The sequence below is a fragment of the Streptomyces sp. NPDC001770 genome (genome assembly GCF_053596135.1).
Genome location: NZ_JBSFFN010000001.1, coordinates 351,030 through 365,504, shown reverse-complemented (window position 1 = coordinate 365,504; position 14,475 = coordinate 351,030). Strand labels below are relative to the sequence as shown.

Sequence of the window (14,475 nt, the reverse complement as noted above, 5' to 3'; positions counted from 1 at the left end):
GTCACGCGTCAGCCCGCGGCATCAACTCCGCGTACGGCTCGGGTATGACGTCACTCCACCGGAGGTACGCCAACCCCCGCTGCTTCCCTCGGGGAACGGCGGGGGCAGGCGCCGGAAGGGGCGTCAGCCCGCCCGGTGCACCACGAGGTCGCACAGCTCGGCGAGCGCCGACTTGGCGTAGCAGTCGGGCAGCGGGTTGAGAGCCGCCCGGGCGTCCTCGGCGTACCGGATGGTGTCGCGGCGGGCCTGCTCCAGCGCCGGGTGGACACGCAGCCGGCGCAGCGCCTCGGCCAGGCGGGCGTCGTCGGCGAGGTCGCCGTCGAGCAGCTCCACCAGCTCCAGGTCGTCCGGCTTGCCGTCGGCGGCGGCCTGCGCGCGGAGCAGCAGCACGGGCAGGGTGGCGATGCCCTCGCGCAGGTCGGTGCCGGGGGTCTTGCCGGACTCGTGGGAGTCGGAGGCGATGTCGAGGACGTCGTCGGCGAGCTGGAAGGCGACGCCGAGCCGTTCGCCGTACTGGGTGAGGACGTCGACGGTCCGCTCGTCGGCGCCGGACATGAGCGCGCCGAAGCGGCCGGAGACGGCCATCAGGGATCCGGTCTTGCCGCTGAGGACGTCCATGTAGTGGTCGACCGGGTCGCGGCCCTCGCGCGGGCCCACCGTCTCCAGGATCTGTCCGGTGACCAGCCGTTCGAAGGCCTCGGCCTGGATACGGACGGCCTCGGGACCGAGGTCGGAGAGGATGTGCGAGGCGCGGGCGAAGAGGAAGTCGCCGGTGAGCAGGGCGACGGAGTTGCCCCAGCGGGCGTTGGCGCTGTCCACCCCTCGGCGGACTTCGGCCTCGTCCATCACGTCGTCGTGGTACAGCGTCGCCAGGTGCGTCAGTTCGACCACGACGGCCGAGGGCACCACGCCGGGGGCGTCGGAGTCGCCGAACTGGGACGCCAGCATCACCAGCAGGGGCCGGAATCGTTTGCCTCCGGCCCGCACCAGGTGCTGCGCGGCCTCCGTGATGAAGGGGACGTCGCTCTTGGTGGCATCGAGGAGCCCGGCCTCGACAGCGGCCAGGCCGGTCTGGACATCGGCCTCAAGAGCCTGGTCCCGCACGCGCAGCCCGAACGGCCCGACGACGGTCACGAGAGGGTCTCCTGTCTGCTGACGATCACACGAATGTCGATCTGTCGGCTGTCTTCACTCCTGCCAGCGTATCCGGTCCCCTTTGGATCACCGTGGGCGGCTTCCCGCCACCGCCGGTATGTTCGGGATCGGCTCATACGATCACGAGTTGCCGCTTTGTCGCACCGCACGGGGACCGCCGGTTCGCCCGGGCCGCGGACCCGCCCACCGAGGTACGCCATGCACATCCGGACCGAGTTCCCGTACGAGACCGTCCGCGAGGATCTCCGCGTCCCGCTGCCGGACGGCACCCCGCTGTACGCGCGGGTCTGGCGGCCCGTCACCGAGGAGCCGGTCCCCGCGCTGCTGGAGTACCTGCCGCACCGGCTCGCCGACGGGACGGCGCCCCGCGACCGGCAACGCCACCCCTGGTACGCGGGCCACGGCTACGCCTCGGTGCGGGTGGACGCGCGGGGCCACGGCAACAGCGGGGGCCTGCCGGGCGACGCGTACGGCGACGCCGGTGTGGCCGACGGAGTGGCGGTCATCCACTGGCTGGCGCAGCGGGAGTGGTGCTCGGGCCGGGTCGGCATGTTCGGCATCTCCTGGGGCGGGGCCGCCTCGCTCCGGCTCGCCGCGGCGGCCCCGGACGCGCTGCGGGCGGTCGTCGCGGTGTGCTCCACGGACGACGGGTACGACAACGGCGGGCAGTACTGGGGCGGCTCGGTCCTCGCCTCGGACCTGCACGCCCGGGCAGCGGGGCTGCTCGCGGCGGCTGCCGAACCTCCCGATCCCGAGATCGTCGGGGATGGCTGGAAAGCGATGTGGAGGGAGCGGCTGGAGGCCCTCGACCCGCTCGTCCACACCTGGCTGGCCCACCAGACCCGGGACGCGTACTGGCTGCGCGGCAGCGTCCGCGAGGAGTACAGCGCGATCCGGGCCGCCGTCCTGGCGGTGGGCGGCTGGCACGATCCGTACCGTGACACCGTGCTGCGGCTGGTCGAGCACCTGGACCCGGCCCGGGTGCGCGGACTGATCGGGCCCTGGTCGCACCAGTACCCGGACCGGGGCCGGCCGCCCGGTCCGGCGATCGGCTTCCTCCAGGAGACGCTGCGCTGGTGGGACCAGCATCTGAAGGAGAAGGAGACCGGGGTGATGAGCGAGCCCCTGCTGCGGTCCTGGATCAGCGGCTCCCACCCGCCCGCCACCCGGTACGAGACGCTGCCCGGCCGCTGGGTCGGGGACGCGGTCTGGCCCCCTGCGAGCGTCACCCCGGTGGCGTACGCCCTGCGGGGCGGCGCCAGGATCGTCCGCTCGCCGCAGCAGACCGGGCTGGACGCGGGCCGGTTCTCGCCGTGCGGGAACGACGCCGACCTGCCGCCCGACCAGCGCGACGAGGACGCCAAGTCGGTCGCCTTCGAGTTCCCGGTGGAGGGGGCGCCGGTCGAGATCCTGGGCCGCCCCCGGGTACGGCTGCGGCTGACCCTGGCCGTGCCGCGCGGCCAGGTCGTCGCCCGGCTCTGCGACGTGGCGCCGGACGGCTCCTCCGCCCTCGTCACCCGGGGCGCCCTCAATCTGGCCACCCGCCACGGCCGCGACCGGGCCGAGGACTGGCCGCCCGGCACGACCGAGGACGTCACCTTCGAACTGAACGGCATCGGGCACGCCTTCGCGCCCGGCCACCGCATCCGGCTGGCCGTCTCCTCCTCGTACTGGCCCTGGGTCTGGCCGCAGGCCGACTCGGCGGGGTTCACGCTCGACGCGGACGGCAGCCTGGTGGAGCTCCCGGTCCGCCGGCCCACCGAGGACCCGGCCCCCGTCTTCGGCGAGCCCGAACAGGCCGAGCCGCTCGGCGAGGCCGTACCGGCCACCCTGGACCGGGAGCGCCCGGAGCGGCGGATCGTCCGGGACCTCGCCCTGGGCGAGTGGCGGCTGGAGGCCGACCCGCGCCCGGGCGGGACGCGGTTCCACCCGGACGGCCTGGAGATCACCGAGGACGCCCTCGACACCTTCACCATCCAGCAGGACGACCCCCTGTCGGCGCGGGCGAGGTCGGACCGCACGGTCCGGCTCCACCGGCCGGAGACGGCCTGGCGGACGGAGATCACGACCCGCTCGGAGACCGGCGCGGACGCGACGCACTTCATCACCTCCGACGAGGTGGTCTGCAAGGACGGCGACGAGATCGTCTTCCACCGCACCTGGGAGAAGCGCATCCCGCGCACGGCGGGCTGACGGCCCGCGGCTGACGGTCCGCGACGGACTGCGGTCCGGCGCATGCGGTCCGGCGCATGCGGTCCGGCGCATGCGGTCCGGCGCATGCGGGCTGACGAGGCGTCAGGCACCGGGCGCTTTCCGGGCAGGCGCGATCGGGTACGAGGCCGGCGTACGGACACGGTCCGTACGCACCGACGTAACCTGTCCCGCACAGCGACTGGAAGGCAGCACCCCATGCCCGAGCAGAGCAGCCCGCTCGACACCGACGAAGGCGACCCCTTCGGCCCGCACAACCTTCCGTACGGCGTCTTCTCCGTACCCGGAGAGGCTTCCGCAGGGCGGCGGGTCGGTGTCCGGATCGGCTCCCACGTGCTGGACGCCGGGGCGGCGGCCCACGCCCTCGGTTCCCCCTACGCCGGGCTGCTCGCGCGGCCCAGCCTGATGCCGCTGCTCGCGGCCGGGCGCACCGCCTGGCGGGACGTGCGCCGCGCGCTCACCGGATGGCTGACCGTCCCCTCGCACCGCGCCCAACTGGAGCCGCTGCTCCACCCGGTCGACGCGGTGACACTCCATCTGCCGTACGAGGTCGCCGACTACGTCGACTTCTACGCCAGCGAGCACCACGCCACCAACGTGGGCCGGATCTTCCGCCCGGACGGCGCCGCGCTGACGCCCAACTGGAAGCACCTGCCGATCGGTTACCACGGACGGGCGGGCACGGTCGTCGTCTCCGGCACGGACGTGGTGCGCCCGTCGGGGCAGCGCAGGGCGCCCACCGACGCGGCGCCCGTCTTCGGGCCCTCGGTGAAGCTGGACATCGAGGCGGAGGTCGGCTTCGTGGTGGGGGTGCCCTCCGCGCAGGGCACGGCGGTGCCGCTGGCCGACTTCCGCGAGCACGTCTTCGGCGTCCAGTTGCTCAACGACTGGTCGGCGCGCGACATCCAGGCGTGGGAGTACGTCCCGCTCGGCCCGTTTCTCGGCAAGTCCTTCGCCACCTCCGTCTCCGCGTGGGTGACCCCGCTGGAGGCGCTGGACGCGGCCCGTACCGCCCCGCCCGCCCGGGACGCGGAGCTGCTGCCGTACCTGGACGACGCGGACGAGGAGGAGCCGGGCGGCATCGACCTGCGGATCTCCGTCGCGGTCAACGGCAAGCTCGTCGCCGAACCGCCGTTCTCCACCATGTACTGGACGGCGGCCCAGCAGTTGGCGCAGATGACGGTGAACGGCGCCTCGCTGCGCACCGGTGACCTCTACGGCTCCGGCACGGTGAGCGGGCCGGAACCGCACCAGCGCGGCTCCCTCCTGGAGCTGACCTGGAACGGCCGCGACCCGCTCGAACTGCCCGGCGGCACCCGGACCTTCCTGGAGGACGGCGACACGGTGACCATGACCGCGTGGGCGCCGGGGCCGCACGGCACGCGGGTGGGGCTCGGCGAGGTGACGGGGACGATCCGGGCGGCGGGGTGAGGGGCTGGGGCCGGCCTTCCCGCCGGCCTTCCTGGGCAGCGCGCACGGACCCGTGCACCTGTTCGCGGGGTCCCGGGGCCGGGAGACGAAGCCGGTGAGGTGCGCCCGGGCCCGCATCCCGCACTTCTGACGGGTGGAGAACCAGGACGGGCGGGCCGTGGTGTACGTCTTCGAGCGGGAGCCGGCCACCGGTGCGTACACCTCGACGGGGATCTTCCACGACCGGCTGAAGGTGTCCGTGCCGTTCCCCGTCGACCTCGACCTCACGGCGATCGCGCCCCCGCGTGGAGCTGTGGCCCCGGAGTGGACCCGGCTCCCGCCTGGCCCGTCCGGGCTCACTCGTACTCCGGGGGCTCCTCGTCGTCCCACCCGAATTCGGCGTCGGCGAACGGGTCGCCCGTGTTCGCCGCCGTACGCGCGGATGCCGGGCCGGGCGCGGGCTCGGCGGCGGTACGGGCCGCAGGGGCGTCCGCGCGGGCCGCAGGCGCCGCCTGGGTGTCCGCAGCCTCCTCCGCAGGTGCTCCCAGCCCCGCCAGGACCTCCAGCACGCCCTCGCCGTACGTCGCCAGCTTCTTCTCGCCCAGGCCGCTGACCCCGCCCAGCTCGGCCAGGGACGAGGGGTGGAGGGTGGCGATCTCGCGCAGGGTCGCGTCGTGGAAGATGACGTACGCCGGGACGCCCTGCTCCTTCGCCGTCGCCCCGCGCCAGGCCCGCAGCGCCTCGAAGACGGGTACGGCGGAGGCGGGCAGATCGGCGGCGGCAGCGGCCGACTTCGCGCGGCGTTCGCCCTTGGCCGCCGTCCGCTCGGTGACCCGCTTGGGCTCCTTGCGCAGCAGGACCTCGCGCTCGCGGCCGAGGACCGTGGCGCTGGCGTCGGTCAGCACGAGGGTGCCGTACTCCCCCTCCACGGCGAGCAGGCCCTGGGCCAGCAGCTGGCGGACCACTCCGCGCCACTCGGCCTCGGCCAGCTCCTCGCCGATGCCGAAGACGGAGAGCTGGTCGTGGTCGAACTGGATGACCTTCGCGGTCTTCCGGCCCAGCAGGATGTCGATGATCTGCCCGGCGCCGAACTTCTGGTTCCGCTCGCGCTTCAGCCGGACCACGGTGGAGAGCAGCTTCTGCGAGACGACCGTGCCGTCCCAGGTCTCCGGCGCGACCAGGCAGGTGTCGCAGTTGCCGCAGGCGGCGGCGGTGGGTTCCTGGCCGAAGTAGGTGAGGAGCTGGGCGCGGCGGCACTGGACGGTCTCGCAGAGCGCCAGCATCGAGTCCAGGTGCGCGGAGGCGCGGCGGCGGTGTGCCTCGTCTCCGTCGCCGCCCTGGATGAGCTTGCGCTGCTGGACGACGTCCTGGAGGCCGTACGCCATCCACGCGGTGGAGGGGGCGCCGTCACGTCCGGCGCGGCCGGTCTCCTGGTAATACCCCTCGACGGACTTGGGGAGGTCGAGGTGGGCCACGAACCGGACGTCCGGCTTGTCGATGCCCATACCGAAGGCGATCGTCGCGACGACGACGAGCCCCTCCTCGCGCAGGAAGCGGGACTGGTGGGCGGCGCGGGTCCCGGCGTCCAGTCCGGCGTGGTACGGCACGGCCTCGATGCCGTTGCGGCAGAGGTACTCGGCGGTCTTCTCGGTGGAGTTGCGGGAGAGGCAGTAGACGATGCCCGCGTCCCCGGTGTGCTCCTCCTTGAGGAAGGTGAGCAGCTGCTTCTTCGGGTCGGACTTGGGGACGATGCGGTACTGGATGTTCGGCCGGTCGAAACTGGCGACGAAGTGCTTGGCGTCCGGCATGCCCAGGCGGCGGGTGATCTCCTGGTGCGTGGCGTCCGTCGCGGTCGCCGTCAGGGCGATGCGCGGGACGTCCGGCCAGCGCTCGCCGAGGACGGAGAGGGCGAGGTAGTCGGGGCGGAAGTCGTGGCCCCACTGGGCGACGCAGTGCGCCTCGTCGATCGCGAAGACGGAGACCGTGCCGCGGGAGAGGAGCGAGAGCGTGGAGTCCAGGCGCAGCCGTTCGGGCGCGAGGTAGAGGATGTCCAGCTCTCCGGCGACGTACTGCGCCTCCATGGAGCGGCGCTCGTCGAAGTCCTGGGTGGAGTTGATGAAGCCGGCCCGGACGCCGAGTGCGCGCAGGGCGTCGACCTGGTCCTGCATGAGGGCGATCAGCGGGGAGACCACGACGCCCGTACCCGGGCGGACCAGGGCGGGGATCTGGTAGCAGAGGGACTTGCCGCCGCCGGTGGGCATCAGGACGACGGCGTCGCCGCCCGCGACCACGTGCTCGATGATCGCGCCCTGCTCGCCCCGGAACGATTCGTACCCGAAGACCCGGTGCAGGGTCTGCCGCGCCTCGCTGTCGGCGCCCCCGTTTCCGTGGCTCCCGCCGCCTGTGGCCTCGCTGCCGGTGGCCCCGGTCACGGCCTCGGTCACATCCATGGTCCCGCCCGTCCTGCTCGTCGCTCTGTTCGCCGTCGTCGGTTCCGCCTGGTGCGGTCAGCACGTCCTGTGGTCGGCACGTCGTGTCGACCGCACGTCCCCATTCACCATAGGCGGCCCGTACGACAACGCCGGACGGGCTTGACTCCAGCCCGTCCGGCGTCCAGGAACAGCGTGTGCGTCACGCCGCCACCCACTGTCGCACCGCTACCGCACGAAGATCCCCGCCTGGCTCGCCAGGTCCAGGAAGTACTGCGGGGCGAGGCCGAGCACCAGGGTGACCGCGACGCCGATGCCGATGGTGGTCATCGTCAGCGGGGACGGGACGGCGACCGTGGGGCCGTCCGCCTTCGGCTCGCTGAAGAACATCAGGACGATGACCCGGATGTAGAAGAACGCGGCGATCGCCGAGGAGATCACACCGACGACCACGAGTCCGCCCGCGCCGCCGTCCGCCGCCGCCTTGAAGACGGCGAACTTGCCGGAGAAGCCGGAGGTGAGCGGGATACCGGCGAAGGCCAGCAGGAACACCGCGAAGACGGCGGCGGTCAGCGGGGAGCGCCGGCCGAGCCCGGCCCACTTCGACAGGTGGGTCGCCTCGCCGCCCGCGTCGCGCACCAGGGTGACGACGGCGAAGGCGCCGACCGTCACGAAGGAGTAGGCGACGAGGTAGAAGAGGACCGAGGAGATGCCCTCCGGGGTGGTCGCGATGACACCCGCCAGGATGAACCCGGCGTGCGCGATCGAGGAGTAGGCGAGCAGCCGCTTGATGTCGGTCTGGGTGATCGCGACGATCGCGCCGCCCAGCATGGTGACGATGGACACGCCCCACATGACCGGACGCCAGTCCCAGGTGAGGCCGGGGAGCACGACGTACAGCAGGCGGAGCAGCGCGCCGAAGGCGGCGACCTTGGTCGCGGCGGCCATGAAGCCGGTGACCGGGGTCGGTGCGCCCTGGTAGACGTCCGGGGTCCACATGTGGAACGGCACGGCGCCGACCTTGAAGAGGAGCCCCATCAGGATCATCGCGCCGCCGATGAGGAGCAGCGCGTCGTTGCCCATGGTGGAGGCGAGGGCGGGGTCGATCTCGGTGACCGAGCCGTCGACGACGCTCGCGATGGTGGCGTACGAGACGGAGCCCGCGTAGCCGTAGAGGAGGGCGATCCCGAAGAGGAGGAACGCCGAGGAGAACGCGCCGAGCAGGAAGTACTTCACCGCGGCCTCCTGCGACATCAGCCGCTTGCGGCGGGCGAGGGCGCAGAGGAGGTAGAGCGGCAGGGAGAAGACTTCGAGCGCGACGAAGAGGGTCAGCAGGTCGTTGGCGGCCGGGAAGACCAGCATGCCCGCGATGGCGAAGAGGACGAGCGGGAAGACCTCGGTCGTGGTGAACCCGGCCCTGACCGCCTGCTTCTCGCTGTCGCTGCCCGGGACGGACCCGGCCTGGGCGACGAAGGAGTCGACCCGGTTGCCGTGCGAGGCGGGGTCGAGCCGCCGCTCGGCGAAGGTGAAGACCGCGACCAGCGAGGCCAGCAGGATGGTGCCCTGCAGGAACAGCGCCGGTCCGTCCACCGCGACGGCGCCCATCGCCGCGATGTGGGCCTTGGTCGTGCCGTATCCGCCCGCGGCGAGCCCGACGACCGCGGCGAACGCGGCGGCCAGGGCGACGACGGTGAGGAGTACCTGCGTGAGGTACCGGGCCCGGCGGGGCACGAAGGCCTCCGCCAGGACGCCGAGCACCGCCGCGCCGACCACGATCAGGACGGGTGCGAGCTGGGCGTACTCGATGGTGGGGGCCGTGAACTTCACGTCCGGGGCGGCCGTCGTCACCCCGCCCGCCACGGTCCACAGGCTGTGGACAGCTGTTGCGCTCACTTGGCGGCCTCCACCTCGGGCTGGGGGTCCTGCTTCTGTACGTCGGACATGGTGTGCTGCACCGCCGGGTCGACGATCTCGGTGAGCGGCTTCGGGAAGACGCCCAGGAAGAGCAGCAGCGCGATCAGCGGTACGACCACCACCAGCTCACGGACCCGCAGGTCCGCCATGCCCTGGACGGTGGCCTTCACCGGGCCGGTCATGGTGCGCTGGTAGAGGACCAGGACGTAGAGCGCGGCGAGCACGATGCCGGTGGTGGCGATGATCCCGGCGACCGGGTAGGCGCTGAACACCCCGACCAGGACCAGGAACTCACTGACGAACGGGGCGAGCCCCGGCAGCGAGAGGGTGGCGAGGCCGCCGACGAGGAAGGTGCCCGCGAGGATCGGGGCGACCTTCTGCACTCCGCCGTAGTCCGCGATCAGGCGGGAGCCGCGCCGGGTGATGAGGAATCCGGCGACCAGCATCAGCGCGGCGGTCGAGATGCCGTGGTTGACCATGTAGAGCGTGGCGCCCGACTGGCCCTGGCTGGTCATCGCGAAGATGCCCAGGATGATGAAGCCGAAGTGCGAGATCGACGCGTAGGCGATCAGCCGCTTGATGTCGCGCTGGCCGACCGCGAGGAGCGCGCCGTACACGATGGAGACCAGCGCGAGGGCGAGCACCACCGGGGTGGCCCACTTGCTGGCCTCCGGGAAGAGCTGGAGGCAGAAGCGGAGCATCGCGAAGGTGCCGACCTTGTCGACGATCGCGGTGATCAGCACGGCGACGGGTGCGGTCGCCTCGCCCATGGCGTTGGGCAGCCAGGTGTGCAGCGGCCAGAGCGGGGCCTTCACCGCGAAGGCGAAGAAGAACCCGAGGAAGAGCCACCGCTCGGTGCTGGTCGCCATCTCCAGGGAGCCGTTCGCGCGGGCCTCGGCGATCTCGGAGAGCGAGAAGCTCCCGGCGACCGCGTACAGCCCGATGACGGCGGCCAGCATGATGAGGCCGCCGACGAGGTTGTAGAGGAGGAACTTCACGGCGGCGTACGAGCGCTGGGCCGCGGCGTTCTCGTCGGTGCCCGCGTGGGCCCGGTCCCCGAAGCCGCCGATGAGGAAGTACATCGGGATGAGCATGGCTTCGAAGAGGATGTAGAAGAGGAAGACGTCGGTGGCCTCGAAGGAGAGGATCACCATCGCCTCCACCATCAGGATCAGGGCGAAGAAGCCCTGGGTGGGGCGCCACCGGGAGTTGTGCGTCTCCAGGGGGTCGGCATCGTGCCAGCCGGCCAGGATCACGAACGGGATGAGCAGCGCGGTGAGCGCGAGGAGCGCCACCCCGATGCCGTCCACGCCGAGTTCGTACCGGACGCCGAAGTCGGCAATCCAGGCGTGCGACTCGGTGAGCTGGTAGCGGTCGCCGCCGGGCTCGAAGCGAACCAGCACGATCGCCGCGAGGACCAGGGTGGCCAGCGAGACGAGCAGCGCCAGCCATTTCGCGGCGGTGCGCCGCTGGGCCGGGACGGCGGCGGTGGCGATGGCGCCGATCGCGGGGAGTGCCGCCGTCGCTGTCAGGAGGGGAAAGGACATGTGATCAGACCGCCCTCATCAGCAGGGTCGCGGCGATGAGGACCGCCGTACCGCCGAACATCGAGACCGCGTAGGAGCGGGCGTAGCCGTTCTGCAGTTTGCGCAGCCGGCCGGAGAGCCCGCCGACCGTGGCGGCCGTGCCGTTGACGACGCCGTCGACCAGGGAGTGGTCGACGTAGACCAGGGAGCGGGTGAGGTGCTCGCCGCCGCGGACCAGGACGACGTGGTTGAAGTCGTCCTGGAGGAGGTCGCGGCGAGCGGCCCGGGTGAGCAGCGAGCCGCGTGGGGCGAGGGCGGGCACCGGCCGGCGGCCGTACATCGCCCAGGCGATCGCGACGCCGATGACGAGCACCACCATGGTGGCGCCGGTGACGGTGGTCGCGCCGACCGGGGAGTCCCCGTGGTCGTGGCCGGTGACGGGTTCCAGCCAGTGCAGGAACCGGTCGCCGATGGAGAAGAAGCCGCCCGCGAAGACCGAGCCGAAGGCGAGCACGATCATGGGGATCGTCATCGACTTCGGGGACTCGTGCGGGTGCGGTTCGTGGCCTTCGGCGTCGGGCTGCCAGCGCTTCTCGCCGAAGAAGGTCATCAGCATCACGCGCGTCATGTAGAACGCGGTGATCGCGGCGCCCAGCAGGGCGACGGAGCCGAGGATCCAGCCCTCGGTGCCGCCCTTGGCGAAGGCCGCCTCGATGATCTTGTCCTTGGAGAAGAAGCCGGAGAGGCCGGGGAAGCCGATGATGGCCAGGTAGCCGAGGCCGAAGGTGATGAAGGTGACCGGCATGTACTTCCGCAGGCCGCCGAACTTCCTCATGTCGACCTCGTCGTTCATGCCGTGCATGACCGAACCGGCGCCGAGGAAGAGTCCGGCCTTGAAGAAGCCGTGCGTCACCAGGTGCATGATCGCGAAGACGTACCCGATGGGGCCGAGGCCCGCGGCGAGGACCATGTAGCCGATCTGCGACATCGTGGAGCCGGCCAGCGCCTTCTTGATGTCGTCCTTGGCGCAACCGACGATCGCACCGAACAGGAGCGTGACCGCTCCGACGATCGCGACGACGAGCTGCGCGTCCGGGGCGGCGTTGAAGATCGCACCGGAGCGGACGATGAGGTACACGCCCGCGGTGACCATGGTCGCGGCGTGGATGAGGGCGGAGACCGGCGTCGGGCCCTCCATCGCGTCGCCGAGCCAGGACTGGAGCGGTACCTGCGCGGACTTGCCGCAGGCGGCGAGGAGCAGCATCAGGCCGATCGCGGTGAGCTTGCCCTCGCTGGTGTCGCCGGTCGCCCCGAGCACCGGCCCGAAGGCGAAGGTGCCGAAGGTGGTGAACATCAGCATGATCGCGATGGAGAGGCCCATGTCGCCGACCCGGTTGACCAGGAAGGCCTTCTTCGCGGCGGTGGCCGCGCTGGGCTTGTGCTGCCAGAAGCCGATGAGGAGGTAGGAGGCGAGGCCGACGCCCTCCCATCCGACGTACAGCAGAAGGTAGTTGTCGGCGAGGACCAGGATGAGCATCGCCGCGACGAAGAGGTTGAGATAGCCGAAGAAGCGGCGACGGCGTTCGTCGTGCTCCATGTAGCCGATCGAGTAGATGTGGATCAGGGTGCCCACACTGGTGATCAGCAGGACGAACGTCATCGACAGCTGGTCGAGCTGGAAGGCGACGTCGGCCTGGAAGCCCTCCACGGGAATCCAGCTGAACAGCTTCTGGTGCAGCAGGCGTTCTTCGGCGCCCTTGCCGAGCATGTCGGCGAAGAGCACCACGGCCAGAACGAACGACACGGCGGCGAGCAGGGTGCCGAGCCAGTGTCCGGCCCGGTCGAGCCGGCGGCCCCCGCACAGCAGGACCGCCGCTCCGAGCAGGGGCGCCGCGATGAGCAGCGCGATCAGGTTCTCCACGATTCAGCCCCTCACAGCTTCATCAGGCCGGCGTCGTCGACCGAGGCCGAATGGCGGGAGCGGAACAGCGACACGATGATCGCCAGCCCGACGACGACTTCCGCGGCGGCGACGACCATCGTGAAGAACGCGATGATCTGGCCGTCGAGGTTGCCGTGCAGGCGGGAGAAGGTGACGAAGGCGAGGTTGCAGGCGTTGAGCATCAGCTCCACGCACATGAACACCACGATCGCGTTCCGCCGGATCAGCACCCCGCAGGCGCCGATGGTGAACAGCAGAGCTGCCAGGTAGAGGTAGTTGACCGGATTCACTGGGTGTCCTCCCCGTTCCTGGCGCTTTCGGCCGGCCGCCCCGCCGATGCGGACGGGCCCGTCCCCGCGCCCCGGGCGGAGAGGGCGGTGGAGCGTCCGAGCCGCTCACCGGACCTCTGTTCCAGTGCCTTGAGGTCGGCGAGCGCCTCCTCGGAGACGTCGCGGATCTGTCCGCGGTCGCGCAGGGTGCGCATCACGGTCAGCTCGGACGGGGTGCCGTCGGGCAGCAGACCGGCGATGTCCACGGCGTTGTGCCGGGCGTAGACGCCGGGGGCGGGCAGCGGCGGCAGGTGGTTCGAGCGGACCCGGGCCTCGGACATCTCCCGCTGGGTCTGCGCGCGTTCGGTGCGTTCCTTGTGGGTGAGCACCATCGCCCCGACCGTCGCGGTGATGAGGAGGGCGCCGGTGATCTCGAACGCGAAGACGTACTTGGTGAAGATGAGGTTGGCGAGTCCCTCGACGTTCCCCCCGTGCACGGCGTTGGCGGTGCCGAGGCCGTTGAAGCTGTTCAGGGAGGCGTTGCCGATGCCGGCGACGAGCAGTACCCCGAAGCCGAGACCGCATCCGGCGGCCAGCCAGCGCTGGCCCTTGAGGGTCTCCTTCAGCGAGTCGGCGGCGGTGACGCCGACGAGCATCACGACGAAGAGGAAGAGCATCATGATCGCGCCGGTGTAGACGACGACCTGCACGATGCCGAGGAAGTACGCGCCGTTGGCGAGGTAGAACACCGCCAGCACGATCATGGTCCCGGCGAGCGAGAGCGCGCTGTGCACGGCCCGCTTCATCAGGACGGTGAAGAGGGCGCCGAGCAGGGCGACCGTACCGAGGATCCAGAACTGGACGGCCTCGCCGGTCGAGGTGGTGGAGGCCGCTGCGGCCAGAGCGCTCATGCGCCCGCTCCCCTCTGACCGTGGGAACCGTGTCCGTGGGAACCGTGCCCCGCGTGCGCGTGGTCGTGCTCGTGGGACGCGGCCGCTTCGGCCTCGGAGCCGGGCACCACGGCGGCGTCGTCGGGGGACTCGGGCTTCTCGCCCTTGGTCACCGCCGTCTGGCGCTCGGTGCCGGGAGCGGCCTCGGTCACCAGGCCCCGGTAGTAGTCCTGTTCGTCCATGCCGGGGAAGATCGCGTGCGGGCTGTCGACCATGCCCTCCTCCAGCCCCGCGAGCAGCTCGTCCTTGGTGTAGATGAGGCTGGCGCGGGTGGTGTTGGCGAGCTCGAACTCGTTGGTCATCGTGAGCGCCCGGGTGGGGCACGCCTCGATGCAGAGACCGCAGAGAATGCAGCGCGCGTAGTTGATCTGGTAGACGCGGCCGTACCGTTCGCCCGGGGAGTACCGCTCCTCGTCGGTGTTGTCCGCGCCCTCGACGTAGATGGCGTCGGCGGGACAGGCCCAGGCGCACAGCTCGCAGCCGATGCACTTCTCCAGGCCGTCCGGGTGCCGGTTGAGCTGGTGACGGCCGTGGAAGCGCGGCGCCGTCACCTTCGGCGTCTCCGGGTACTGCTCGGTGAGCCGCTTCTTGAACATGGCCTTGAAGGTCACGCCGAAGCCGGCCACGGGGTTCTGGAACTTGTCGTTCGAGGGCCCAGAGGGTTGTGAC

At 71.4% G+C, this 14,475-nt stretch carries 10 protein-coding genes and 1 pseudogene; 3 read left to right on the top strand and 8 right to left on the bottom strand.

What is annotated here, in order from left to right; genetic code table 11:
• Positions 1-123 precede the first annotated feature (123 nt).
• The gene (locus tag ACWCSV_RS01575) at positions 124-1,134 is read right to left on the bottom strand and encodes a polyprenyl synthetase family protein (RefSeq protein ID WP_451137850.1); all 1,011 of its coding nucleotides are present in this window, start codon (positions 1,132-1,134) and stop codon (positions 124-126) included.
• Between the two features lie 219 nt (positions 1,135-1,353).
• Between ACWCSV_RS01575 and ACWCSV_RS01570 the strand changes: the two genes are divergently transcribed.
• From ACWCSV_RS01570 to ACWCSV_RS01560, 3 genes and pseudogenes are all read left to right on the top strand, one after another.
• Positions 1,354-3,348, top strand: coding sequence for a CocE/NonD family hydrolase (locus ACWCSV_RS01570; RefSeq protein ID WP_451137849.1), 1,995 nt, complete (start codon positions 1,354-1,356; stop codon positions 3,346-3,348).
• Between the two features lie 216 nt (positions 3,349-3,564).
• A complete protein-coding gene (gene fahA, locus ACWCSV_RS01565; protein ID WP_451137848.1) occupies positions 3,565-4,797 on the top strand; it encodes a fumarylacetoacetase in 1,233 nt (410 codons plus the stop codon).
• 70 nt (positions 4,798-4,867) lie between these two features.
• Positions 4,868-5,095: pseudogene (locus tag ACWCSV_RS01560) on the top strand (Uma2 family endonuclease); the annotation flags it as partial.
• A 37-nt stretch (positions 5,096-5,132) separates the two neighbouring features.
• Here the strand turns inward: ACWCSV_RS01560 and recQ are convergent.
• The 7 genes from recQ to nuoI all read right to left on the bottom strand — a co-directional run bounded on the left by recQ (position 5,133) and on the right by nuoI (position 14,402).
• Complete coding sequence (recQ, locus tag ACWCSV_RS01555; RefSeq protein WP_451137847.1) at positions 5,133-7,226, bottom strand: DNA helicase RecQ; 2,094 nt, start codon at positions 7,224-7,226, stop codon at positions 5,133-5,135.
• 207 nt (positions 7,227-7,433) lie between these two features.
• Complete coding sequence (gene nuoN / locus ACWCSV_RS01550) at positions 7,434-9,098, bottom strand: NADH-quinone oxidoreductase subunit NuoN (RefSeq protein WP_451137846.1); 1,665 nt, start codon at positions 9,096-9,098, stop codon at positions 7,434-7,436.
• Complete coding sequence (locus ACWCSV_RS01545) at positions 9,095-10,666, bottom strand: NADH-quinone oxidoreductase subunit M (RefSeq protein WP_451137845.1); 1,572 nt, start codon at positions 10,664-10,666, stop codon at positions 9,095-9,097. Before ACWCSV_RS01545 ends, nuoN begins: the two co-directional genes overlap by 4 nt.
• 4 nt (positions 10,667-10,670) lie before the next feature.
• Entirely contained in the window at positions 10,671-12,566 is a 1,896-nt protein-coding gene (gene nuoL / locus ACWCSV_RS01540; protein WP_451137844.1) for an NADH-quinone oxidoreductase subunit L, read from the bottom strand.
• 11 nt (positions 12,567-12,577) lie between these two features.
• Positions 12,578-12,877: an NADH-quinone oxidoreductase subunit NuoK gene (nuoK, locus tag ACWCSV_RS01535; protein ID WP_451137843.1), complete on the bottom strand. Its 300-nt coding sequence runs from the start codon at positions 12,875-12,877 to the stop codon at positions 12,578-12,580.
• Positions 12,874-13,767 (bottom strand): NADH-quinone oxidoreductase subunit J, encoded by an 894-nt coding sequence (locus ACWCSV_RS01530; protein WP_451137842.1) that lies wholly within the window; start codon positions 13,765-13,767, stop codon positions 12,874-12,876. The genes nuoK and ACWCSV_RS01530 overlap by 4 nt, the downstream gene beginning before the upstream one ends.
• The gene (gene nuoI / locus ACWCSV_RS01525) at positions 13,764-14,402 is read right to left on the bottom strand and encodes an NADH-quinone oxidoreductase subunit NuoI (protein ID WP_451137975.1); all 639 of its coding nucleotides are present in this window, start codon (positions 14,400-14,402) and stop codon (positions 13,764-13,766) included. The genes ACWCSV_RS01530 and nuoI overlap by 4 nt, the downstream gene beginning before the upstream one ends.
• Between the last annotated feature and the right edge of the window lie 73 nt (positions 14,403-14,475).

Excerpts from the sequence above, each read along its gene's own strand:
- ACWCSV_RS01570 (WP_451137849.1), top strand. The coding sequence starts at position 1,354 with ATGCACATCCGGACCGAGTTCCCGTACGAGACCGTCCGCGAGGATCTC.
- fahA (WP_451137848.1), top strand. The coding sequence starts at position 3,565 with ATGCCCGAGCAGAGCAGCCCGCTCGACACCGACGAAGGCGACCCCTTC.
- recQ (WP_451137847.1), bottom strand. The coding sequence starts at position 7,226 with ATGGATGTGACCGAGGCCGTGACCGGGGCCACCGGCAGCGAGGCCACA.
- ACWCSV_RS01545 (WP_451137845.1), bottom strand. The coding sequence starts at position 10,666 with ATGTCCTTTCCCCTCCTGACAGCGACGGCGGCACTCCCCGCGATCGGC.
- ACWCSV_RS01530 (WP_451137842.1), bottom strand. The coding sequence starts at position 13,767 with ATGAGCGCTCTGGCCGCAGCGGCCTCCACCACCTCGACCGGCGAGGCC.
- nuoI (WP_451137975.1), bottom strand. The coding sequence starts at position 14,402 with ATGTTCAAGAAGCGGCTCACCGAGCAGTACCCGGAGACGCCGAAGGTG.